This window comes from Aequorivita aquimaris (genome assembly GCF_001573155.1).
Taxonomy (GTDB): domain Bacteria; phylum Bacteroidota; class Bacteroidia; order Flavobacteriales; family Flavobacteriaceae; genus Aequorivita; species Aequorivita aquimaris.
This window is the reverse complement of record NZ_JRWG01000008.1, coordinates 14,526-37,896: the sequence shown is the minus strand read 5'-3', so window position 1 is coordinate 37,896 and position 23,371 is coordinate 14,526. Positions and strand designations below refer to the sequence as shown.

Genomic DNA, 23,371 nt, shown 5'->3' with positions numbered 1-23,371 from the left:
TTATTCTATGTTTGCCTTTCGGCGACAACAAATTAACTAAAAATCGCCGAGTTTATTAAGTTGCTCAGCGATTATTTTAAAATTGACTTAGGACTAATTGATGTAAGACATCTTTTAATATCACTTCTGCGCTCGTCCTACGTCTTATGTCTTACTGTCTTATATCCTCTTTTAAATCTTGTTTCGCTTACGGTCTACTTCCTTCAAATATATTTTTCGAAGTCTTAAATGGTTTGGTGTAACCTCAACATATTCGTCCTTTTGGATGTATTCCAAAGCTTCTTCCAATGAAAATTTAATAGCTGGAATAATTCGTGCCTTATCGTCAGCTCCCGAAGAACGTACGTTTGAAAGCTTTTTAGTTTTGGTTATGTTCACCACCATATCATCCTGACGGGTGTTTTCACCAATAACCTGCCCTTCGTAAATATCTTCGTTTGGGTTTACGAAGAAACGCCCACGATCCTGCAACTTGTCTATTGAATAAGGTATAGCTTGACCAGTTTCCATAGAAACCAAACTTCCGTTTTGCCTTTCAGGAATTCCGCCTTTCAAAGGTTGATATTCAAGAAAACGGTGCGTCATAATTGCTTCCCCGGCAGTAGCGGTAAGCAATTGGTTACGAAGCCCGATAATTCCACGGGATGGAATGATAAATTTACATACCATTCGCTCACCTTTTCCTTCCATGCTAATCATTTCGCCTTTACGGATTGTAACCATATTAATGGCAGTTCCACTTACATCTTCCGGTAAGTCGATTGTCATTTCCTCAACTGGCTCACATTTTACGCCATCAATTTCTTTAATGATTACCTGTGGCTGACCAATCTGAAGTTCATATCCTTCGCGGCGCATGGTTTCAATCAAAACCGAAAGGTGCAAAACGCCACGGCCGAAAACCATAAATTTATCGGCGCTGTCCGTTGGCTGCATGCGCAACGCAAGGTTTTTTTCCAATTCCTTTTCCAGTCGCTCCTTAATATGGCGCGAAGTAACAAACTTTCCGTCCTTCCCAAAGAAAGGCGAATCGTTGATTGTGAAAAGCATACTCATTGTAGGTTCATCAATCGCAATGGTTTTAAGTGCTTCTGGGTTTTCGGCATCGGCAACGGTATCGCCAATTTCAAAACCTTCCAAGCCAACCAAGGCACAAATATCACCCGCTTGTACTTCTGCAACTTTTTTACGGCCCAAGCCTTCAAAAGTGTGAAGTTCTTTTATTTTTGATTTTACTTTAGTGCCATCGCGTTTTACCAAAGCTATTTGCATTCCTTCCTTTAAAACTCCTCTTTGCAAACGCCCTATGGCGATACGCCCTGTAAAGGAAGAAAAGTCCAAAGAGGTAATCAACATCTGTACGGTACCTTCCTCAACTTTTGGCGATGGAATGTGTTCCAAAACCATATCAAGCAATGGCTCAATATTATCAGTTTGGTTTTTCCAGTCATCACTCATCCAGTTTTGTTTTGCCGAGCCGTAAACGGTTGGAAAATCAAGCTGCCACTCTTCGGCACCCAATTCAAACATTAAATCAAAAACTGATTCATGAACTTCGTCTGGGGTACAGTTTTCCTTATCCACTTTATTTATAACCACGCAAGGCTTTAAACCAAGTGAAATCGCCTTTTGTAACACAAAACGCGTTTGCGGCATCGGCCCTTCAAAAGCATCAACCAAAAGCAAAACACCGTCTGCCATGTTCAGTACGCGCTCTACTTCCCCACCAAAATCGGCGTGACCAGGGGTATCGATAATATTGATTTTTGTGTCTTTGTATACTACGGAAACATTTTTTGAGGTAATTGTAATTCCTCTTTCACGTTCCAAATCGTTGTTGTCCAGGATGAGTTCGCCTGTGTTTTCGTTTTCACGGAAAAGACTACAGTGGTGCATAATTTTATCAACCAGCGTGGTCTTACCGTGGTCAACGTGGGCAATAATGGCGATGTTTTTGATTTTCATAACAATGCTCCTTTTTTTGGAGGGTGCAAAAGTAGTGTTTCTAAGTGGATTAGAAATAAAAGTTGTGATTTTATTTTGTCAAAGAATTGCGATATATTTATTCTAAATATTTTGATATGAAAACAATTCTACTTTTCACACTTTCAATATTCTATGCAGTTTCTGGGATTGCACAGTTTGGAGATCAACAGATTATTTCTATTGATGCTTTTTATCCTTCAAGTGTATTTTCGGCGGATTTAGATGGAGATGGAGACTATGATATTTTATATTCCTCTCAAAATGGGGTGTGGTGGCACGAAAATCTTGATGGAATGGGTTTATTTGGCAATAAGAATTTAATTGTACAAAATACAGAAGAAATGTCCACTTCTGTAACTGCTTCAGATATCGATGGAGATGGGGATCTAGATGTATTATCAACTTTCTTAGATGGTTCACCATCCCAAAATGGTCAAAGTAGAGTTCTGTGGAATGAAAATTTAGATGGATTAGGCAATTTTGGGGGTCAAAGGATTATTACTTTAAACGCTTATAGACCAACCGACTCACATGCTGCAGACTTTGATGGGGATGGAGACTTGGATGTTTTATCAATTTCTAGAGGTGATGACAAAATAGCATGGTATGAAAATTTAGATGGGTTGGGTAATTTTGGAACACAACACGTAATTTCAACTCAGCTTGTATACCCCATATCAAGTTACATTGCTGATTTTAATGGCGATGGTCATTTGGATATTGTTTCTCAATCATTTGACGAAGGTAATATTGCTTGGTTTAAAAATATTAATGGCACGGGAACCTTTAGCAATGCTACCTTTGTCTCTACAAACAATCCTAATTATTCTGTTGGCGAGGTAATTGGTGCCGATTTGGATGGGGACAATGATATTGATATTGTTGCAGTTTTAAAGGTGGATAATAGAATAGTTTGGTTCGAAAACATGGATGGCAATGGAGATTTTAGCGATATGATAATAATTGCAGAAAATATTCCCCAACCTAATGTTATTAATGCTTCAGATATTGATAATGATGGAGATTTGGATCTAATTTCTAGCTCGTTCATAAATAGTGGAGCAACTTCAGAAATATTTTATTTACGAAATGAGAGCGGTTTAGGCGATTTTGGCTTCCCTAACTTAATAACAAATGAAATTCAATATACAACAGGCGTATTTACTTGTGATATTAACTTGGATGGTAAACTTGATTTAGTAAGTTCTTCACAGATAGATTCTAAAATTGCTTGGTACAACAATAACACCTTGGGCATTTCAGAAAATGAAATTCCCAACTACAGGATTTATCCCAATCCCACAAATGGAATACTTTATATAGAATCTAAAGAATCTATCTCGCAAATTTCTGTTTATACTATTTTGGGGCAACTGATTGAAACAAATCAAAACACCAATCAAATAGATCTCTCCAAAGCAGAATCCGGAGTTTATCTTTTAAAGATTGAAGATGCAAACGGTAATTCCCAAACCCATAAAATTGTGAAAGAATAATTTTGAAGGAAACGTCCACTGCATTTTCAAAGCTGATAGAAAGAAGCTTTTAACTACCTTTGCTTTAAAATAAGCTTTTACGATGCAACTGAATAAAATCCCAAAAATAAAACATACAACTTCCAACAATTTTTTTCTTCTCGCTGGTCCCTGCGCCATTGAAGGTGAAGAAATGGCCATGCAAATTGCCGAAAAGATTGTGAAAATTACCGATAAGTTAGAAATTCCTTACATATTTAAAGGAAGTTTCAAAAAAGCAAACCGAAGCCGGATTGATAGTTTTACGGGGATTGGCGATGAAAAAGCATTAAAAATACTCCGAAAAGTTTCCGAAACTTTTGACGTTCCCACCGTTACCGATATTCACGAAGTGAGCGATGCCACAATGGCCGCCGAATATGTAGATGTGCTGCAAATCCCGGCATTCTTGGTACGCCAAACCGATTTGGTAGTCGCTGCCGCGGAAACAGGAAAAGTGGTAAACTTGAAAAAAGGTCAATTTATGAGTCCAGAAAGCATGAAGCACGCCGTGACCAAAGTAACCGATTGCAACAACGAACAAGTACTGATTACCGATCGTGGAACGATGTTCGGTTATCAGGATATGATTGTAGATTTTCGGGGAATTCCAACAATGAAACAGTACGCCCCAGTGGTTTTGGACGTAACCCACAGTTTGCAACAGCCCAACCAAAGTGCCGGCGTTACGGGCGGCCGTCCTGAAATGATTTCAACAATTGCGAGAGCCGGAATTGCCACAGGTGCCGATGGAATTTTTATTGAAACCCACTTTGATCCTGCAAATGCCAAAAGTGATGGTGCCAATATGCTGAACTTAAACCTGCTGGAAAAACTGTTGGCAGACCTTGTGGCAATTCGTAAAACAATCAACCAACTATAGTCTGCCCTATACTTTGAAAAAAAAAAGCGCCCTGCCATCTCTGGATGGCAGGGCGCTTTGGCTAATAACAAAACTCTATAAAATAAGCATCGTTAATTTTTAAAAAAGGACTGTGACCATTGGGGGCACAGTCCTTAACCTCATACTTATAAAACTCCCCAATTAAATAAGTATCCAAATATCGCACATAATCTCTTGTAAATCAACAGGGATTTCCCCCTTTTTTTACAGGATTTTTCCTGTTTTCACAATTTGACATTAAACTTAAAAAAGGAAAAGCTGCTTCTAAAAAGAAACAGCTTATAACCTCTTGTCAAAAATTAACTCCCCAATTAATTTGATAGTGTAAAGATGCGAAGAAGGACAATGCCAGTCAAGAGGAAAAACCCTGAATTTGAAGGGGGAAATCCCCCTTTTTTTCTGTATGTAATTTCTTACTTTTTAAAATATTAAATTTCACGACCTAAATATTATCAAAGATTTATTTGGTTTGAAAGAATTTTTACATTTACTTTGTTTTTCAAAGTACTTTATTATGAGCGAGCAAGATTATCTAAAAGACATCAGCGAAATCAAAAATCTAATGAACCGTTCCTCACGGTTTATTTCACTTAGCGGCCTTTCCGGTATTTTTGCAGGTATCTACGCTATCATAGGAGCAGCTATTGCCTATGCATATCTTTTCCCGAAACCCGGTGAGTTTCTTACCCTCCATAGTTGGAATTTTAAATTGCTGCTCGTTCTTTTGGCCTCTGTACTTTTGCTCAGTATAATAACAGCTTATCTGTTAACAACCCAAAGGGCAAAAAGAAACAATGAAAAAATTTGGGATACAACTACCCGACGGTTACTGATCAACTTTTTAATTCCTTTGGTTACCGGCGGAATATATATTATTATAAAGCTCAACAGCCAGCATTACGGCCTCACCGCCTCACTGATGCTTATTTTTTATGGACTTGCACTCGTGAACGCTTCAAAATATACCATTGGCAATGTGAAATATTTAGGTTATGCGCAAATAATCACTGGTCTTATCTGCGCCGCACTTCCAGGCTACGGATTTTGGTTTTGGTTGTTAGGGTTTGGGCTTTTTCATATTATCTACGGAAGTATTATGTACCTTAAAGAAAGAAAAAGTTAAGCGTGGGCATTATAGACAACATAAACAAACTTTTTGATCATCGTATCCGTTTGGGGATTATGAGCATATTGGTAGTTAATGAAGATGCCGATTTCAACCGGCTAAAGGAATTGCTGGACGTTACCGATGGCAATCTCGCCAGCCACATAAAAGCGCTGGAACAGGCTGAATATATCTTGGTGGAAAAAAGTTTTGTGGGAAGAAAGCCTAATACAAATTATACAGCAACAAACCTTGGAAAAGCAGCCTTCAAAAAACATATCGAAGCCCTGGAAAAATTGATTCAAAAACCAAAAACATAACATTATATTTTTTTATTTCTTTACTTTGAAAATCAAAGTACTTTATATTAATCAATAACAATTAAAAAGTTAAACCATGTCTCCAAAAAGAAACCATTTCAAATTAACAAAAAACACAAGACTCTACCTCATTCTGCTGTTCGCAACAGTATTATTGCTTATTCCACTGATAGCTGCACAATTAACCGACGAAGTTAATTGGGACGTTTCGGACTTTGCCGTCATGGGAATTTTATTATACGGTGTAGGTATTTCTTGTGAATTAGTCCTAAGAAAGATAAAAAAAACCAGCCATCGCCTTCTTCTTTGCGTCTTTCTGCTCACAGTGTTTCTCTTAGTTTGGGCCGAACTTGCCGTGGGCATCTTTGGATCTCCCTTCTCGGGATCTTAAAAAAACATTTATTAATCACAACTTTTAATATACTATGGAACAGAAAAAAAGTAGATTCAGCAATTGGATGCGCAATTCCATCACCGCAAGGATGCTAGTGGTCGGATTTTTATTATTGGTTTTATTGATCCCTTTGGAATTTGTAAAATCACTAATCAACGAAAGAGCGTACAGACAAGAGGAAGTGGTTCGGGAAATAAATGAAAAGTGGGGAAATGAAGTCCTGCTCTCCGGCCCTATTTTAAAAATTCCGTATAAGGTTATTTTCGAAGAAAAAATCTTTAATGAAAAGAGCAATTCCTATTATACCAAAACTAAGGAAAGTATTGAGAACGCTTACTTCTTTCCCGACAAACTCAACATTATATCGCAGGTTGACACAAAACCCCTAAACCGAAGTATTTACGAATCGGTGGTCTATTCTGCGGCAATTGAAGTAAAAGGAAATTTTCCCATAATTGACTTTTCAGACACCGATATTGCCGACGAAAACATCCTTTGGGAAAAGGCAACCGTTATTTTAAAAACCTCAAATTTAAAGGGAATAAAGACCACGCCGGTTGTAAATTTAGCTTCGGAAGCCCTTTCCATGACGCCACAGTATTCCACGGATTATCTGAACACCATCCAAAGCAATTACATTGCCAATGCCAAGGAAATATTTGCGGCACCACTTCCGTTTTCCTTCGATTTAAAAATAAACGGCAGCGAAAGCCTGAAGTTTCTGCCCATAGGAAAAGAAACCGATGCCACCATGAAATCAAACTGGCACTCTCCTAGTTTTGACGGCAACTTCTTGCCCGAAGACACCAACAAGGAAATCAGCAAAGACGGTTTTACCGCAAACTGGCGCATCCTGCAAATAAACAGACAGTTTGAACAATCATTTTTCGGGCATTTGCCAGACCTTTCAGCCTCTGCTTTCGGCACCAAACTTATCATTCCCGTGGACGAATACCAAAAGAGCGAACGCACCGCCAAATACGGGTTTATGGTCATTGGGCTAACACTACTGGTGTTTCTCTTGATACAGTTGGTGAGCAAAATCTATATCCATCCGTTCCAATATGTAATGATTGGATTGGCCTTGGTAATGTTTTATACATTGCTCATCTCCATTTCCGAACACAGCAATTTTTTCAAGGCGTACGCGATTGCGGCTGTTTCGGTACTCGCGCTGATAACGGTCTATTCCCGTGCCATTTTGAAAGGTTTCAAGTTTCCGTTGCTTATTTGCGCTTCGTTAGCTTCACTTTATGGTTTCATTTATGTGATTATCCAATTGGAAAACTATGCGCTTTTGGTAGGTAGTATTGGCCTATTCCTGATTTTGGCGATTATTATGTTCGCATCGCGGCGGATTGATTGGAATAATGATTGAAAAAGATGAAAACAATTTTCAAAAAAATTATAAAACTTTTCAAATGGGCTTTATTGCTAAGCCCATTTGGACTGTTTGCGATTATCTGCATAGATACTTATGTGCTTTTGGAAACGGAAAACCAAACATTTCAAAACGCTGAAAAAATTACCCATAACAGGGTAGGATTGCTTTTAGGTACTTCAAAATTTATGGCCAATGGCGATATAAATCTTTATTATTTATTTAGAATTAAAGCCGCCGAGCAACTTTTTAAAGCTGGAAAGATTGATTTTATTTTGATTAGTGGCGACAATAGCAGAATAGATTACAACGAGCCCGCACTTTTTAAAAAAGACCTCGTATTATTAGGAATACCCGAAGAAAAAATAATCTTGGATTATGCCGGATTCAGTACGCTGGACTCTGTTTTAAGGGCACAAAAAATCTTTGGACTGAATAGCTTTACGGTCATTTCACAAAGATTCCATAACGAACGGGCCATTTTCTTGGCAAAGCAAAAAGGAATACACGCGATAGGTTTCAATGCCCAAACGGTCTCGGGAAAGTATTCCGTAAAGACAGAACTTCGGGAATACTTGGCGCGGACCAAAGCCGGCCTCGATATTCTTTTTGATTCACAGCCAAAATATTGGGGAGAACCCATCGTCATTCAATGAAGCTTTCTATTTCAATAAAACATATTGTGGCAACAAGCATTCTCTTTGCAACAGAAATTGCCATCGCCTATTTTCATTTCAGCCCCTTTATTAGAGGCTTTTTGGGCGATGTGCTTGTTATACTGTTATTGTATTCCTTCCTGAAAATCTTTATAAAAAAACACATTCTCAAAACTGCCGTTTCCGTATTGGCCTTTGCCTATTTTGTGGAATTGCTGCAGTTTTTAAAGCTCGCGGAAAAACTTAATATAAAGTCAGAAATACTGTTAACCATTATTGGCTCCGTATTCGATGTTTGGGACTTGATAGCTTACACTATTGGCTTTATTCTAATTCTATTAATCGAAAAAATATCCATCAAAAATGAAAACCCTAAAAACATATCTCTTTGATCGTTTCAATCTACTATTTCCACTTTTTTCATTGACGGTTTTTAGCATTTTTCTGCTTTCCGTTCGTTTAAAAATAACCCATTCATTTTTCTATCTTTTTTTGGTCTGGAACCTATTATTAGCCATGATTCCTTTTTTTATTTCCATCTACATGTCGGCAGCCAAACAACTAAAAAAAGTAAAACTCTATATTCTATTGTTCCTTTGGTTGGTGTTTTTACCCAATGCGCCCTATTTATTGACAGATTTTATCCACCTGTGCCTAAGCCCAATGGAATGGATAGGTTTTGACAGCTTGATGATTTCGGTTTTTGCAATTACGGGACTCGCTTTTTATGTAGTTTCGGTTAAGGAAATGAAGCAATTGTGCTTTAAGCATTTTAACCAAAAAATAGTTTTAAAATTCCTGAATATCCTTCCTTTTGCCGTAAGTTTCGGTATGTATCTCGGGCGCGTATTACGGTGGAATTCCTGGGATATTCTTCACAATCCACTAAGTCTTTTTATGGATGTGTTCACAATTATAACAAACCCCATTGAAAATATGGAAGCGTGGGCATTTACAATATTTTTCGGGCTGTTTTTAAAATTGGTCTATAGGTTTTATAAAAAATTTCTCTTTCGTTTTATCAGTATTTGATCATTTTGTAATTCCAATATTTATTTTATTTTGCGAAACACAAATAAGCCTCAGTTACAATTTATGCATTCAAAACAAATCGCTTTAATTTTCTTGGTTTTCAACCTATACTTTTCCTATTCACAATCAGATCGTATTGACGAGTTTGGAAAGCCCAGTCAAAAGGAATTTGATCTTAAAAGTTATGAAGCCGAACCGGATGCCACAGGTTTAATACTTTACGAATCCGGAAAATATTATGCAATACCAATTGTTAAGCGAACCTCCGTAAGATTAGTAAAGGAAATACACAGAAAGATTAAAGTTTTTGATGCCAAAAAATTTGATTACGCCACTGTAGAAATACCATATTATGAAGGAAATGAATATTATGGCGAAGAAATAAAGGACTATAAAGCCGTAACCCATAACGGGGCAGTTCAAAATTTTGTACCTAACAGTTCATTCTATAAAACCCATAAACCTGGGGTCGGGAATGTTCTAACGTTTACTTTTCCAAATGTACAGAATGGAAGCATTTTAGAATATTCATACACCATTGTAAGCCCTTACTTTTATGATTTGGATGGGTGGGAATTTCAACACGAGCTGCCAACACTTTATAGTAAATTCCAAACCGAATTACCACCACATTTTAGATACAACCGAATTCTTTATGGGGACAAAAAGTTAGCGATTGAAAAAGCAGTGGTTATTAAAGATGCTTTTAAGCTTCCTTCAAATAATGGACATATTGATACGGAGCTAGATACATATGTAATGATTGATGTCCCTTCATTTAGGGAAGAAAGCTATATGCTATCTAAAAAAAATTATGTTTCCAGAATGGTGTATGAACCTTTGGCATTTAAAGCATTTTATGGTTTTGATCAAGTCTTTACGCGAAACTGGGAAGATGTGGATCATCGTTTTGAAATCCGCAGTGATTTTGGCGAACAACTAAACAAAAAAAGTTATTTTAAAAAAAAAATACCCAGCTCCATTCTTGACATTGAAGATGATCTAGAACGTGCTAAGGCAGTATATAGTTTTATTCAAGATAGCTATACATGGAATGGGAGGTATTTTAATTATGGCATTAATGTAAAAGATGCTTTTGATGATAAACTGGGCAGTGTAACGGCCATAAACATTTCATTGGTAAATGCACTTGAAGCTGCCAAACTCGATGCAAAATCCGTTATTCTTTCTACCCGTAATAATGGATTGCCCACTGAGATGTACCCAGTACTTTCCAATTTTAATTATGTGGTTGCGGTACTAATAATAAACAATGAAATGATACTGCTGGACGCAACAGATAAACAAGCCCCATTTGGCATCATTCCATTTCGGGCCCTAAATATTCAAGCGCGCGTATTAGATTTCAAAAAAGGAAGCTATTGGATGCCCATTGAACCTTATGAAAAAAACATCCACTACGTAAATGCCCAAATAACTGCTGATGAAAATGGAAACTTCACCGGAAAAGTGAACCAAGCAAATTACGGCTACATAGCATTGGAAAAAAGAAACAGCATTGAGGAAAAAACCCTCCAAGAATATATTAAAGACCAACAAAAAGAAAAGGCAGGTATTGAAATAGAGGAATATCAAGTAGAGGAAATAAAGAAAATCGAAAAGCCGCTCAAGGAAAATTACAACATTTTCATAGAACCCGAAAAGGTGGGAGACAAAGTAATTCTTTACCCTTTTTTCAACAAAACATACCTCAACGAAAACCCCTTTAAAATGAAGGAGCGTAGTTACCCAATAGATTTTGGCTTTCCGTTTTCAAACACCTATTTAGTTTCTATAGATTTAGGCAATACATACGAAGTGGAGCAACTGCCCACCAGCCGAAGCATAAAATTGCCCAACGATGACGGTGAGGGTTCAGTAACCTACGTTGCTCAAGGTGGCAAGATAAACATCCGTTTCAACATGAAACTTAACACTTACCGATTTCCTTCAGATGCTTATCAATCTCTCAAAGAATATTTCGGAACGATAATTACCATTTTAAAAGAAGAATCAATTGTTTTAAAGAAACTATAAAAAATCATTTCAAACAAGTTATCTATGAAATTTTTAAAAATTAGTTGTTTCATTTTAGCCCTTACCCTTTGTGGTGTTTCATTTTCTCAGCAACCTGAAACGGCAGACTTTGGCAACCCAACCCCAGAAGAATTTGCGCTACAATCCTACTCCAAAGATCCAGAGGCTGCGGGTGTGGTTTTATTTGAAAAAGGTAATTATTATTTTGAATTAGTTGAAAACTATGTGAAACTTATAAAAGAAGTTCACGTGAAAATGAAGGTTTTTAACGCTAAAAATTTTGATCAAGCTACTGTTGAAATTCCTTTTTACAATGAAAAAAACAACAATGAAAACATCACCAAAATAACTGCCATCACTCATAATGGTACAGTAAAGACGTTTATAGATGAAGCCAATATATTCGAAACAGATGAAAACCCGTATTGGTCCTTAAAAAAATTCACTTTTCCAAACATTAAAGACGGCAGTATCCTAGAATATACCTACAGAATAGAAACAAGCCATTTATCAAATTTTGGCGGGTGGCGGTTTCAAGGATCACTACCTGTAATGTATTCTGAATTTCATACCGAACTGCCAGGAAATTTTAAGTATAACCGTACATTATACGGAAACCTACCGCTATATATCAACAAAGCCGAAAAGACAAAAGGTTGTTTTGCCATTGAAGGATTTGATGTACAAGCAGATTGTGAAATAGCAACCTATGCCATGAAAGATGTTCCTGCTGCTAAAAAAGAAAATCATATGCTTTCGTCTAATTATTATCTGGCAGCAATGGTGTATGAACTCATAGAATACGTAGATTTTGCAGAAAACAAGCATTCCTATACCCGCTCCTGGGATGATGTAGACAATTATTATAGATACGACAAGGACTTAGGTCGTCAATTAAAATATGAAAGTTTTTTTAAAGATGTCTTGCCTGCTTCAGTTTATTCAACTGGGAATGATCTTGAAAAAGCAAAAGCAATTTATTATTATATTCAAGACCATATGACATGGAACGGCAAATACCGTATCTTATCTGATGTGCGTGTTAAAGAAGCTTTTGAACGTAAATCCGGTAACAGTTCTGAAATAAATCTTGCTTTGATAAATGCTTTGGAAGCCGCAGGAATGGATGCAAAAATAATGCTTATTTCCACACGTGATTTTACGCCCCCCACAATGCAGTATCCCGTAATAAGTCCTTTCATCTATGCCCTTGTTTATCTTAAAATTGGGGATGAAAAATATCTTTTGGACGCTACCGATAAACACACTCCCTTCGGAGTATTGCCATTTCGTGATCTCTGCCAGCAAGGTCGCGTAATGGATTTTAAAAAAGGTAGTTTTTGGGAGCCCATTGATCCTATAAACAAAAACATGCACTATGTAAATATGCAATTGGCACCAAATGAACAAGGCATATTTTCAGGAAAAGTGAGCGAAGTTTCAACGGGCTATATAGCCGTTCCAAAACGAACCGTAAATAATAATAGAAGAAAAGAAGATATCATAAAAAGAAAGCAAAACCGAAATGAAGCTTTAGATATTACCAACTTTCAAATTGAAAACGAAAAAGATTTAGAGCAGCCCTATAAAGAAAATTATGATATGTCCATACATGAGCAGCCCGTGGGCAACAAGCTTTTTGTATATCCTTTTTTAATGCAAACTTATTTTTCTGAAAATCCATTTTCAAAAGAAACCCGTAATTATCCAATAGATTTTGGTTTTCCGGTTATCAACAATTATTTGGTTTCAATTGATGTGAAAGACCAATATGAAATAGTAAAGGTCCCCGAAAACAAAATACTGAAACTTCCAAATAATGATGGCGAGCTTTCGGTTGTTTATGATGTTTCGGGCAGCAGGGTAAATGTTAGGCTAAGTGCAAAATTGAACACAACTAATTTCCCGGCTGAAGCCTATCCAGCATTGCGACAATTTTTTGAAACGTTGATAAAAATTCAATCGGAAGAACCTATTGAACTGAAGAAAACATAAAACCTTAAACCTCTCGGTTTTTTTCTTGAATTCGGCGTATAACAGCAGTAGCTGTGCGGCGCGATACAAATCTGGGCAATTTGGACAGTAGCTTATTAATGTTTCCGGGAATGGCTACTATCTTCCCTTTTCGCATTGCTTCATAACCATATTCGGCAACAGCCTTTGGGCAAGCAATATTGAATTTTATTTTATTCTCAGAAGCTTTCGATCCATTGGTCACCACATCCTGAAAACAAGTCTTAGTTTGCCCAGGGCATAGACAGGTTACGGTAACACCCGTATCCTTTAGTTCATTGGCTATAGCCTCTGAAAAAGATAGAATATATGCCTTGGAGGCATAATATAAAGACATCAATGGCCCAGGCTGAAAAGCTGCAAGTGAAGATATGTTCAATATTTTTCCATGGCCGCGTACAACCATTCCCTTCAATACTAGTTTTGTTAAATGTGTTGTAGTAATTACATGTAAGTTTAGCATTTCTGCTTGTCGCTCCCAATTTGTCTCGTGAAAAGTTCCATAAATACCAAAACCTGCATTGTTCACCAAAACATCAATGCGTTTCCCCTCAATAGCTTGAAATATCTCTTCTGCTACATTTTGTTGGCTCAAGTCCTTATGCATCAATTGTATTTCAGAAGAATAAAGAGATAGTATATCTTCTTTCGCTTTTTGAAGCTTTTTGTCGTTTACATCTACTAATACCAGCTGATATCCGTCTCTGGCCAAAAGCATGGCCAATTCAAACCCTAGACCGGAAGCAGCTCCAGTAACAAGTGCTGTTTTTTGTATTTCTTTGATTAAATTCAATTGCTAGGTTGTTAACAAAAAGTTAATTTGTTAGTCGGCAATTTCTACATAATCCTTTAAATATGCAAATCTAGGAGTTAATTTTCCGTCTGCTGTAGTAATTTTTGCCCGTTCCAAAATGCCATCTTCATCTCCGTTAAAAAAAGCAGGCATTACGTTTTCTAAAAACATATCACCAAAACCTTCGCTTGCATCCTTAGGTAATTCACATGGCAGGTTATCCACAGCCATAACAGTGATAGTGCCGGGAGCATCAAAGGTGGTTTCGCTTTCTGTCTGCGGATCATATCCATAAAATGGTTCAGCAATTGTAGAAGCTCGTAAGGTACTGGCCACAGGACCATCAACATCACACGATATATCAGCCACTAAATTTATTTTGAAGTCAGGGCTTTTGGCATCCTCTCGCGTAAATAAGTAAGGAGCGCCATTTCCAAAAAAATGGCCCGTAATGAACATATCGGTAACTTTGGCATATTTCATAAAATCACTTTCGTATTCTGAAGGATCATTATAAAATTCTTCTTTGTTAAAATCGCCACCATCCTTACGCCTATTGTATTCTGAAACGTCAATAAGACAATATACAGGCTCATTGTAATTTTTGGAAAGATAATCGGCATCGGTAACTTCCCTAATCTTTAAATGATCTAAAATCTCCTTTGCTCCTCGGGTAACTTTTCCTGTTCCGGAAAGTATAATTTTTATATTCGGAAGTGTAATCTTATCCAGTTCCGCTTTTACGGCTTCAAGGTCTGGAAGGGTTTCGACTTTTGGGAGCGCGAACAGCCTATCACGCAAACCTAAACCTCTAAAGCCATTATAGGCGCCCACCAATCCAGCATAATACCCAAACCCGATCAATCTATGTTTGTCTGCATTTACGATGGTTTCGTGATCAAACATTTCAATATTTTTAGCAAGCATCGCCTTTAGCAATTTGCGATTGTAGGGTTGTTTTTTGATGGTGTGGCTGAAGTAGAAATACTTTTTATTCGGAATCAAAGCATCCACGGGCACTTCCTTTACGCCCAGCATCACATCTGCTGCTGAAATATCCTCAACCACCTCAAAACCTGCATCGCGGTAAGCTTCATCTGGAAAAATGCGAACATCTGAGGCTTCCACGATTATCCGTGCATCGGGAAACTTTTTTATGACTTCTTGGCACTTTTCAGGTGAAAAGACTACCCGTCGGTCTGGCGGGTTTTTCCGTTCTTTGATGATGGCAAAGGTTATGGGCATTTGGTATGTTTTTTGAATGAATAATTGCGGTGGCAAAGATAGGGTTTTTCATGTATCTTTGTTGCCCGTTTCAGGTTTCTGGTTTCAGGTTTCAGGTTAATACAAGCACTGAATACTGCTACTGAACACTGATTACTGATTACTGGATACTAACAAAGGGGGCCGACTGGTTTTGACAGCGGGTCTAATTGTATTGTAAGCATGCCGAGCGCTGGGATATAGCTCGTTAATATCATATTTCACACTTTTTAAACGGCGAGAATAACTACGCCCTAGCTGCATAATCCGAATCATAGTAGGATGTGCCTCGGCCCACAAGGTGGGCAAGCAGGAAGTCACTCAACGGCCTTGGTTTACGGCGGTTGACATAGTGGCTTCGTAAAAGTAAACCTAGCAAGAGTAGTGCTTTGATGCTCTTGTGAAGCTCAAGTAAAGCTAAGGGGTGCGTTGGTAGTTTTCGACCGGCAAGCCCACGAAAATCTAAATGAAAACTAAGCATGTAGAAAGCGGTATAGTTGCTTGTTTGGACGAGGGTTCGAATCCCTCCGGCTCCACGATCAAATGAGAAAGCCACACCAATTGGTGTGGCTTTCTCATTTGCGGTACTCGCACTCAAGGGTTCTCATTTTTTATAGACACTCCTCTAGCGTTGTCAGTAAATCAAGTTTCTAAAAATAGTTTCAGCATTATGCATATACCCATAGATTTACCAATAATCCTGTTTTACAGTATAGACTGTCAATATAATTAATCGGCTTATTCACCAAAGGTATTGGCATGTTCTCTTGCCCATTGCTGGTAGTTTTCCAACTGTTGCTCGTTTAGCAACTCCCTCATAATCTTATCCTGTTTCTCGGCACGCACGTAAGCATTCATTGCTTGGTAAATATTAATTGAGGAAAAAATTTAAAAGAGGCAAATCCCAGTGGAGAATTAAGGGAACTCGACTGTGCTAGGCTTGCCTTCTTAGGCAATCTTTACAACGAATTGACTTCAAAAACGGATTTAATAATACCTCTTTGTAATCTATCCTTTTTTCTACCCAAGGAATGTTTTGGTTTTCTGGACTTGTATTAATTGCGCTCCGTAATAAAAAGCTTAGATGTATATACACAATAAAAATTCAATAAGCAAAAAATTAATTGTGTTCCATCGTTAGTAAATTGGGATACTATTTTCCAATTATTTTTAACACATATAAAAAAGAAGCTGTTAAATAGTGTTATCAAAAATTGTATTGTTTTAAAGTTTCATTAGCTTGTAGAACAACTGCTTTTAGAGCATTGAAATAATTTAAAACTACATATTATGAAAACACCAAATTTTGACGACAAACAAGGAAAACATCCAATTCCGCACGCTAAAGGAATTGCTAAAGATGACAACCTAAACCCAAAATCGCAGACTGACGGAAAAGATGCAAAAAACGCACAAAAAGAGGAAGAATAATTTATTAGATATAACAATTAAAAAAAAGAGTTATGGACAAGAAAACTCCAATGTTAGATCCGAAAAAGAAAAACGAACAAGATATTGAGGGGCAAGACTATCCAGGTGCGCCCAACTCTAAGCCCGATGCCACAAAAAACCCTTCCAAAGAAAATCCGGAAGCCGTTCCCGAATCTAATGATCCTGCAGGTTATGGTGAAAAGGGCACAACGAAAAAATCGCCTTATAAAAAGAAATAATTCTTTAAAAGTATAACGCTCTCGTTATTTATGCTTTGAATTAAAAGCTTAGGTAATAGGAATGTAGTGATACAAGATAAGAATTCAAAAAAGGCATTCACTACCCACAATTCAATCCATTTCCTTGTTTTAAAGCTGTGGCACTTTAAATTTCCGCCTATTGTTTTATATTTACTTTTAGAAACATACGCGGGTATTGTATTTTAAACTTTAAAAATCTTTTATTATGGGTGTAGGAAATCTATTTGTGGCTACAGTTGTCTTGATTTTGGTATTGTTCATCATCAGTTATCTTCACGGACGGAAATAAGAAAAGAGGTGAGAAATTCTTAATTAGAAGGAGGAAGTTCAGCACTAAAATTTGGGTCACGCCAATAAATGCGCAATCAAAACAACACTTGGAACGAAAAGTTGGGTGTAATGCCCAAGGAAATTTCCTCTATTTTGTTTACCGAAACCTGATTGTTTTCATCGCCTATCAAAGCGTAGCGGATGTTTAGGGTGTTTTCGGTATTCAAAAGATTTAAAAGTGCAAAGTTTATTTTGGCGTCAATGGTAGGTGATAGTTTCCAAAGGTATTCAGCCGAGAAATCCGTTCTAAAATAATTCGGAAGTCTTTCGCTATTCGGCACATCATACTGAATGGTGGTTATGCCCCCTTCCGTTGTGGTTTCAGCATTTTTTAACGGAACCGTATAAGGTTTTCCGCTGTGCCAATTCAGCCCCAAAGCAATCTTTAAGGCCTGCCACGAATAGCTTCCTGCAACGGTTGCCGAATGCTGTATGTCCAAATTATTCGGAAAGGTGGAAGGCATAAGGCTTTTAAACCCATAATCATTTTTACTGTACCTATAACTGGCCCAAAGGCTGACGTATGCTTTTTTTTGGTTGATAACAAATTCGCCACCCCTCACTGTATAATTGCCCGTGGCCCTTGAAAACCGAAACTGGTTTTGAAGCCCTTGGTTTGCAATGTTTATGTCTTCCACTATTTTATAAAAACCCTCGGCATTGATGAACAGCCCACGCTTGTTGTAAACCAATCCCGCAGAGACCTGTTTGCTTTTAATGACGGGCGTATTCTCACCATCGGCCAAAACCCATCTCCTTTTTTCAATACCGAGAAAATCACTTTCAAAATCAATTCGCTGGGTGGTGCTTTGGCTTTTGAATTCTCCCAAGAGCTCTACCGCAAAGCCGTTGGCAAACTTTTGGTGCAGGCTCAATCGAGGCTCTATTAAAATATCATCAAATTTTGTGAAATAACTTCCCCGTAAACCACCTGCAACAAAGGTTTTTTGATTTTTAGACAGATAATTCAAACCCGCAAAAACCACGTGGGTTCGCAACACATCCTTTTCATAATCGCGAAAGCGCGGCAGATTGATGTCTTGAGTGTTTGCAATGCCTATTTCTGAAAATTGGTAGCCCGTTTGGAGTTTTAGCTTTTCCGAAAGTTTGAGGGCAGCGTCCAGCTTCACGCCGGTTTCCAGCACTTCGTTTTTTTGCTGTTGTTCCTGGGTGGTAAAAATATCTCTGTTAATGGCATCCAGCAAATAATAGGTGCCGTAGGCCAAAGCGGTGGTTTCCATTCTGTCATTCCACGAGCGATGCCAAGAAATACCGCCCAACAGACTGCGCTGGTCCAACTTGCTGGTTTTTGATTGGGAAGTTGTTTCCAGAGTTTCAGTGAAATCCAAGGAATTATCTATGGTCAAAAAGTTGATGTGTAGCCTGTCTTTCTCTGAAACCTCCCAGAGCAATTTGGTGCCTACATCGTAAAAACTAAAATCCTCGTCGGTATTTATCGCAATGTTGTTTTGGTTGTTTTCAACATTGGTAATTTCGCTATCCTGAAAAATCCGTTTGGTATAGTTTTTATAAACAGGCGATTCCCAAAGGTGGTTGATGGATTTTCGGGCGGCAACCTGAATGCTGGCCTTTCCGGAAATGGGAAGGTCTAAAAAACCATTGCCGTTTATGAGATTAAAGCCTAAGCCCGCTTCGGTTTGTGCGGAAAGGGTATTTTTTGAACGCATATCCAGCACGCCCGAAACCCCTTCGCCATAACGGATGTTGGTTCCGTTTTTATAAAGTGTCACCTTTTCGGTAAGGTCTGGATTGAAGGCGGAAATGAGCCCGAAGAAATGCCCGCTCTGGTACATTTTTATATCGTCCCAAAGCAATAGATTTTCATCGTGCGTTCCCCCGCGGATGTTGATGTTTGAAATGGTCTCATCCACACTCTCCACACCAGGAAGCGCCTGCGCAATCTGTAGCACATCGTTTTCCACTTGTCCCGGCAACAGTCCGAAATGCTGGGTAGAAAGCAATATGGAACCATCCATATTTTTATCAATTCCCTTGGTAAATATATTCTGTACTATTACTGGCTCCAGTTCCGCAACGGAGGGCGTAAGAAGCAAGGCGGTGCAATCTGGGGATAAATCTGAAGTGTTTTTTGTGATTTTGGCATAACCCACATAGGTAACCGTAAAGTTTATGTTTTTACTTTGTAGGGGGATATAAAAAAAACCTTCGGCGTTTGAGATTGTTTTAAAGGAATTGTTCTCTGAAATAATAGTTGCACCTTCCAGCGGCATTTGGGTTTCCAAGTCGATTATCCTTCCGCAAAGGTTGCCTTCATTTTCCTTGGAAGTAATTGTTATATAGCGTTCGTTGATACGGTTGTAAAGAAAGGGCGTGTTCTCCCGAAGGTAGGATAGCACGTTTTCCATAGGCGTGTCCTGTTCGGAAATCGGTTTTAGGGTAATGCCCTCAACTTCTTTCCGCACATAGGAAAAGCGGACATTATATTGCTTTTCCAAAGTTTCCAAATAGGCCACAAGGGTAGTTTCTTCGGTTTCCTGCGCCATGGTTTTTGTTCCAAAGACACAGAACACCAAAAGGAAAACCAAGATTCGGTAGCTACTTGCTATTTTTGGCATCAATGGTTACTGCTCCGTTTTTATTTATTTTATAATTCAGCTGCAGGGGCTCACATATTGACTTTAGTGCGAGTTCAAGGTTTGTGTGGGTAAAGGTGCCGGTATATCTTTTGGCTGCATCAACATTTTCTACGGAAACTTTTACAGGGTATTGCCTTTCCAATTCTTTTATCACCCTTTGCAGTGGCGCATTTTCAAAACTGCTTTCCCTGTGGATCCATACTGGCGAAGGATTTTCGGTAGCACCGCTACTTACTAGTTTTCCGTTTTCCACTTCCACTTTTTCACCGGCAGCCAATTTTATAAACATTTCGTTGAAGGCCACGCTTACCAAACCTTCATAACAGGAAACCGCAAAAAGCCCATCCCGTGCGGAAACGTTGAATTGTGTGCCCAACACGGTTACGGTTCCTTCAGGAGTTTTCACACTAAATTTATTTCCTTTTGTTACTTTAAAATAGGCTTCCCCTTCCAAGGAAAGCATTCTTGTTTTTTCCCAATCCTTTTTGTTATAAGTAATCTGGGAGCCTGCATTCATCATAACTTCAGAATCATCGGGCAGCAAAAATGTGTCTGTTTGTGCAATATCGGTTGTGATGGAAGTGTCCAAAGTGGTAGTATAATAATACCCCGCCATTAGCAATACGAATATTGCGGCCACCTTCCAAACCACTGAAAAAACACTCGGCTTTTGTAATTGACGAACGGGTTTTATCTTTTTTGAAATAGCTTCGAAGTTTTCCTCACTATTCATTTCAGGAACCCCAAAACCTGAACTGGCATCGGCAATCTGAAGATAGGAAGCGTATTTTGGGTCTGCCTTTAACTGTTCCAGCTCTTCTGCGGTAGCTTCATTGTTGAGCCATTTGTGCAATAATTGGTCTTTTTCCATTATCATTATGTTCAAAGGTGTAACAGCCATAACGGGCTTTACCCTACCTTAAAAATATATTATATATTTCCAATTTCATCCCGAAGCGTTGCCAAAGCCTTGCTCATGCGCTTTTCCACGGCTTTAACCGATATATTTAACATTTCGGCAATTTCAGCATATTTTTTTCCTTCAATACGGTTTAAAAGAAAAGCGGTGCGTTGGGCTTCGGTAAGATTTTCAATTGAATTCTTGAGTTTTTCGTGAAATTGTGCTTCCTCCATTAAAAACTCGGGGGATTGAAAATTTGTTTTTGTGGGCTTTGCTTTGGCGTATTTCAAAACAACTTTTTTGTGCGCCACTTCATTTAAAAACGCATTGTTGCAAACGGTGTATAAAAAAGACTTTGCCTTTTCCTGGGTTACCTTTGCGCAATTTTGCCACAGTTTTATAAAGGCTTCCTGCACCAAGTCGTCCGCCTGCGCTCCATCGCCACATTTATAATAGATGAAGCGCCAGACCGGTTTGCCGTGGGCTTCGTAAAGACGATTGAATATACTCTCGTTACAAACGTTTTCGGGTTCTTTCATACATGAGATTGATGGTTTTCAAATATATTTAAAAATATTTCCACTTGTAGGGTAGGGTAGTTTTTTCTTTATTTGTTATTATGGTACAACATCCTAACTTTCGGAATGTGAATAAAATGTTTTTTTTCAAATTTTTCGCGGTGCTCTTTTTGGGCCTTTCGCTCTTCTCTTGCCAAAAAGAGGAGGAAGAGCATATTGATGAAACCCAAGATGAAGAGACTATTACAGCCAGTTCACCTCTGACAGGGCTATTGCTGCGCACCTCACAAAATCCGGGCGCTTATGACGATATTATTGACGGTAATGGCTGCACGGCGGTGGTACTGCCAGTGACTGTTATTGCCAACGGACAGCAGGTGACCATCAATTCTCCTGAAGATATAACTATAATTCAAGAAATATTTAACCTCTTTCCAAACGATACAGATACTTTAGAAATCTTTTTCCCAATAAATTTGGAGCTGTTTGATTACACCCAAATAACGGTAAACACCCAAGCTGAACTTGACGCTCTTGCCGATACTTGCGGCACAAACGATGTTGAAATTGGCTGTTTGGATTTTGTATATCCTATTTCATTTTTCACCTATAATTCAGATCAGCAACAGACAGGAACAGTTACCATTAATAATGATTTGGAACTATTCATCTTTCTGCAAAATTTGGGGCCAAATGATTTCATCAGTCTGGATTTTCCTATTTCGGTGATTCTTGAAGACGGTACTACCGTGGAAGCGAACAGTAACCAAGAGTTACAAACATTGATTGATGATTGTGTGACGAACACAAATAATGACCCTATAGATATTTCACAATTTGAGGAAGATCTGACAACGGGTGTTTGGTATGTTGATTACTTTTTTGATGATTATGATGAAACTGACAATTATGCCGGTTATGAATTTACCTTCGCTTTGGACGGAACGGCACAAGCGGTAAAAGCAAGTGTAATTACAGCTGGAACTTGGGCGCTTGTCGATAATTTTAAATTTGACCTTTTCTTCGGAACAGCTGCCCCACTAGATGAACTTGATGAAGATTGGGAAATACTGGAGGCAACCGCCGAAATAATTACCCTAAAACACATAAGTGGCGATGGTAGTACAGACTTTTTGACCTTTAGCCGAACTCCAAATACAGGCGGCAACAACACCGAGTTGAACCTTTTTATTGAAAACCTGATTACGGGAAACTGGTATGTAAACTTACTGGAAGAGAACGGCACGGACCATACTTCAAATTTTGATGCATACGAATTTACATTCTTCGGAAATGGTTCAGCAACAGCGGTAAGCAGTGGAAACACCATTAACGGTTTTTGGACCGCCGAAGTAAATAGCGGCAATCTAGACTTCATCATGAATTTTGAGACAAGTACAAATGGTGATTTTGCGGCATTGAACGATGATTGGAAAGTGCTGGAAGCTACACAAACTATTATTCGTCTCTCTGATGTAAGTGGCGGTGGCGGCGGAACAGACTACCTGACCTTTGGCCGCGAGCCAAACGGCGGTGGCGGCCTTGACCCACAAGAATTGCGAGACATTCTTGAATCGGGAACTTGGTATGTGGAGAAATTTTTAGACGATGGTAACGATGAAACGTCTGAGTTTAATGGGTACGATTTTAACTTCTACAGTAACCAGACCGTTTATGCTACCAATGGTACGGAGTATGTTTATGGAATTTGGATAGTTACCGTCACCGGACAGGAACTAAATTTTGAGTTTGATATGGACAGTCCCATTAATGGAGCCGATGACGATGAATACAAGACATTGCAATATACAACAACGTCCGCAACCTTTATTACCCGAAATAGTCAAGGAGAAATTGAAGACACCTTGATTTTCAAAAAGAATTAATTACATAAATAAAAATCAAAAAAAAATTA

At 38.3% G+C, this 23,371-nt stretch carries 20 protein-coding genes and 1 other RNA gene; 15 read left to right on the top strand and 6 right to left on the bottom strand.

Translation table 11 applies throughout. The annotated features are described in order from the left end of the window. Positions 1-171: 171 nt before the first annotated feature. Positions 172-1,965 carry a translational GTPase TypA gene (gene typA / locus LS48_RS12025; protein ID WP_062622765.1) on the bottom strand — a complete coding sequence of 598 codons (1,794 nt, stop codon included), beginning with the start codon at positions 1,963-1,965 and terminating at the stop codon, positions 172-174. 116 nt (positions 1,966-2,081) lie between these two features. On the opposite strand from typA, the gene LS48_RS12020 reads away from it, so the two are divergent. The 11 genes from LS48_RS12020 (at position 2,082) to LS48_RS11970 (ending at position 13,324) form a co-directional block, all read left to right on the top strand. Then, positions 2,082-3,482, top strand: a complete 1,401-nt coding sequence (locus tag LS48_RS12020) for a T9SS type A sorting domain-containing protein (RefSeq protein WP_062622764.1) — start codon at positions 2,082-2,084, stop codon at positions 3,480-3,482. Positions 3,483-3,564: 82 nt separating this feature from the next. Further along, the gene (kdsA, locus tag LS48_RS12015) at positions 3,565-4,383 is read left to right on the top strand and encodes a 3-deoxy-8-phosphooctulonate synthase (RefSeq protein ID WP_062622763.1); all 819 of its coding nucleotides are present in this window, start codon (positions 3,565-3,567) and stop codon (positions 4,381-4,383) included. A gap of 535 nt (positions 4,384-4,918) precedes the next feature. After that, positions 4,919-5,527 carry a hypothetical protein gene (locus tag LS48_RS12010; protein ID WP_062622762.1) on the top strand — a complete coding sequence of 203 codons (609 nt, stop codon included), beginning with the start codon at positions 4,919-4,921 and terminating at the stop codon, positions 5,525-5,527. A gap of 2 nt (positions 5,528-5,529) precedes the next feature. After that, positions 5,530-5,829 (top strand): winged helix-turn-helix domain-containing protein, encoded by a 300-nt coding sequence (locus LS48_RS12005; protein ID WP_062622761.1) that lies wholly within the window; start codon positions 5,530-5,532, stop codon positions 5,827-5,829. A gap of 76 nt (positions 5,830-5,905) precedes the next feature. Next, complete coding sequence (locus LS48_RS12000) at positions 5,906-6,220, top strand: hypothetical protein (RefSeq protein ID WP_062622760.1); 315 nt, start codon at positions 5,906-5,908, stop codon at positions 6,218-6,220. A gap of 34 nt (positions 6,221-6,254) precedes the next feature. Further along, positions 6,255-7,601: a cell envelope integrity protein CreD gene (creD, locus tag LS48_RS11995; protein WP_062622759.1), complete on the top strand. Its 1,347-nt coding sequence runs from the start codon at positions 6,255-6,257 to the stop codon at positions 7,599-7,601. Positions 7,602-7,606: 5 nt separating this feature from the next. Continuing rightward, positions 7,607-8,260, top strand: a complete 654-nt coding sequence (locus LS48_RS11990; protein ID WP_117590232.1) for a SanA/YdcF family protein — start codon at positions 7,607-7,609, stop codon at positions 8,258-8,260. Next, on the top strand, positions 8,257-8,652 hold the full coding sequence (locus LS48_RS11985; RefSeq protein WP_062622757.1) for a ribosomal maturation YjgA family protein: 396 nt from the start codon (positions 8,257-8,259) through the stop codon (positions 8,650-8,652). The genes LS48_RS11990 and LS48_RS11985 overlap by 4 nt, the downstream gene beginning before the upstream one ends. Then, positions 8,624-9,292 (top strand): DUF1361 domain-containing protein, encoded by a 669-nt coding sequence (locus tag LS48_RS11980; RefSeq protein ID WP_062622756.1) that lies wholly within the window; start codon positions 8,624-8,626, stop codon positions 9,290-9,292. The genes LS48_RS11985 and LS48_RS11980 overlap by 29 nt, the downstream gene beginning before the upstream one ends. A gap of 63 nt (positions 9,293-9,355) precedes the next feature. Further along, a complete protein-coding gene (locus tag LS48_RS11975; protein ID WP_062622755.1) occupies positions 9,356-11,329 on the top strand; it encodes a DUF3858 domain-containing protein in 1,974 nt (657 codons plus the stop codon). 24 nt (positions 11,330-11,353) lie between these two features. Then, the gene (locus LS48_RS11970; RefSeq protein WP_062622754.1) at positions 11,354-13,324 is read left to right on the top strand and encodes a transglutaminase family protein; all 1,971 of its coding nucleotides are present in this window, start codon (positions 11,354-11,356) and stop codon (positions 13,322-13,324) included. A gap of 4 nt (positions 13,325-13,328) precedes the next feature. Here LS48_RS11970 and LS48_RS11965 read toward each other — a convergent pair whose 3' ends face one another. Together LS48_RS11965 and LS48_RS11960 are read right to left on the bottom strand one after the other, a co-directional pair. Further along, the gene (locus tag LS48_RS11965; protein ID WP_076692471.1) at positions 13,329-14,135 is read right to left on the bottom strand and encodes an SDR family NAD(P)-dependent oxidoreductase; all 807 of its coding nucleotides are present in this window, start codon (positions 14,133-14,135) and stop codon (positions 13,329-13,331) included. Between the two features lie 30 nt (positions 14,136-14,165). Next, complete coding sequence (locus LS48_RS11960) at positions 14,166-15,374, bottom strand: NAD(P)-dependent oxidoreductase (RefSeq protein WP_062622806.1); 1,209 nt, start codon at positions 15,372-15,374, stop codon at positions 14,166-14,168. 164 nt (positions 15,375-15,538) lie between these two features. Here LS48_RS11960 and ssrA point away from each other — a divergent pair. The 3 genes from ssrA (at position 15,539) to LS48_RS11950 (ending at position 17,068) form a co-directional block, all read left to right on the top strand. Next, positions 15,539-15,937, top strand: a transfer-messenger RNA (tmRNA) gene (gene ssrA, locus LS48_RS11955). A 751-nt stretch (positions 15,938-16,688) separates the two neighbouring features. Beyond that, a complete protein-coding gene (locus LS48_RS15350; RefSeq protein ID WP_157881735.1) occupies positions 16,689-16,829 on the top strand; it encodes a hypothetical protein in 141 nt (46 codons plus the stop codon). A gap of 32 nt (positions 16,830-16,861) precedes the next feature. Next, positions 16,862-17,068, top strand: coding sequence for a hypothetical protein (locus tag LS48_RS11950; RefSeq protein WP_062622753.1), 207 nt, complete (start codon positions 16,862-16,864; stop codon positions 17,066-17,068). Positions 17,069-17,454: 386 nt separating this feature from the next. Here LS48_RS11950 and LS48_RS11945 read toward each other — a convergent pair whose 3' ends face one another. The 3 genes from LS48_RS11945 to LS48_RS11935 are packed head-to-tail and all read right to left on the bottom strand — an operon-like array spanning position 17,455 to position 21,477. Further along, positions 17,455-20,016: a TonB-dependent receptor gene (locus LS48_RS11945; protein ID WP_062622752.1), complete on the bottom strand. Its 2,562-nt coding sequence runs from the start codon at positions 20,014-20,016 to the stop codon at positions 17,455-17,457. Further along, positions 19,997-20,908 carry a FecR family protein gene (locus LS48_RS11940; RefSeq protein WP_076692472.1) on the bottom strand — a complete coding sequence of 304 codons (912 nt, stop codon included), beginning with the start codon at positions 20,906-20,908 and terminating at the stop codon, positions 19,997-19,999. The genes LS48_RS11945 and LS48_RS11940 overlap by 20 nt, the downstream gene beginning before the upstream one ends. Positions 20,909-20,967: 59 nt before the next feature. Further along, the gene (locus LS48_RS11935) at positions 20,968-21,477 is read right to left on the bottom strand and encodes an RNA polymerase sigma factor (RefSeq protein WP_062622750.1); all 510 of its coding nucleotides are present in this window, start codon (positions 21,475-21,477) and stop codon (positions 20,968-20,970) included. Between the two features lie 116 nt (positions 21,478-21,593). On the opposite strand from LS48_RS11935, the gene LS48_RS11930 reads away from it, so the two are divergent. After that, positions 21,594-23,342: a hypothetical protein gene (locus LS48_RS11930; RefSeq protein ID WP_062622749.1), complete on the top strand. Its 1,749-nt coding sequence runs from the start codon at positions 21,594-21,596 to the stop codon at positions 23,340-23,342. The last annotated feature ends 29 nt before the right edge of the window (positions 23,343-23,371 follow it).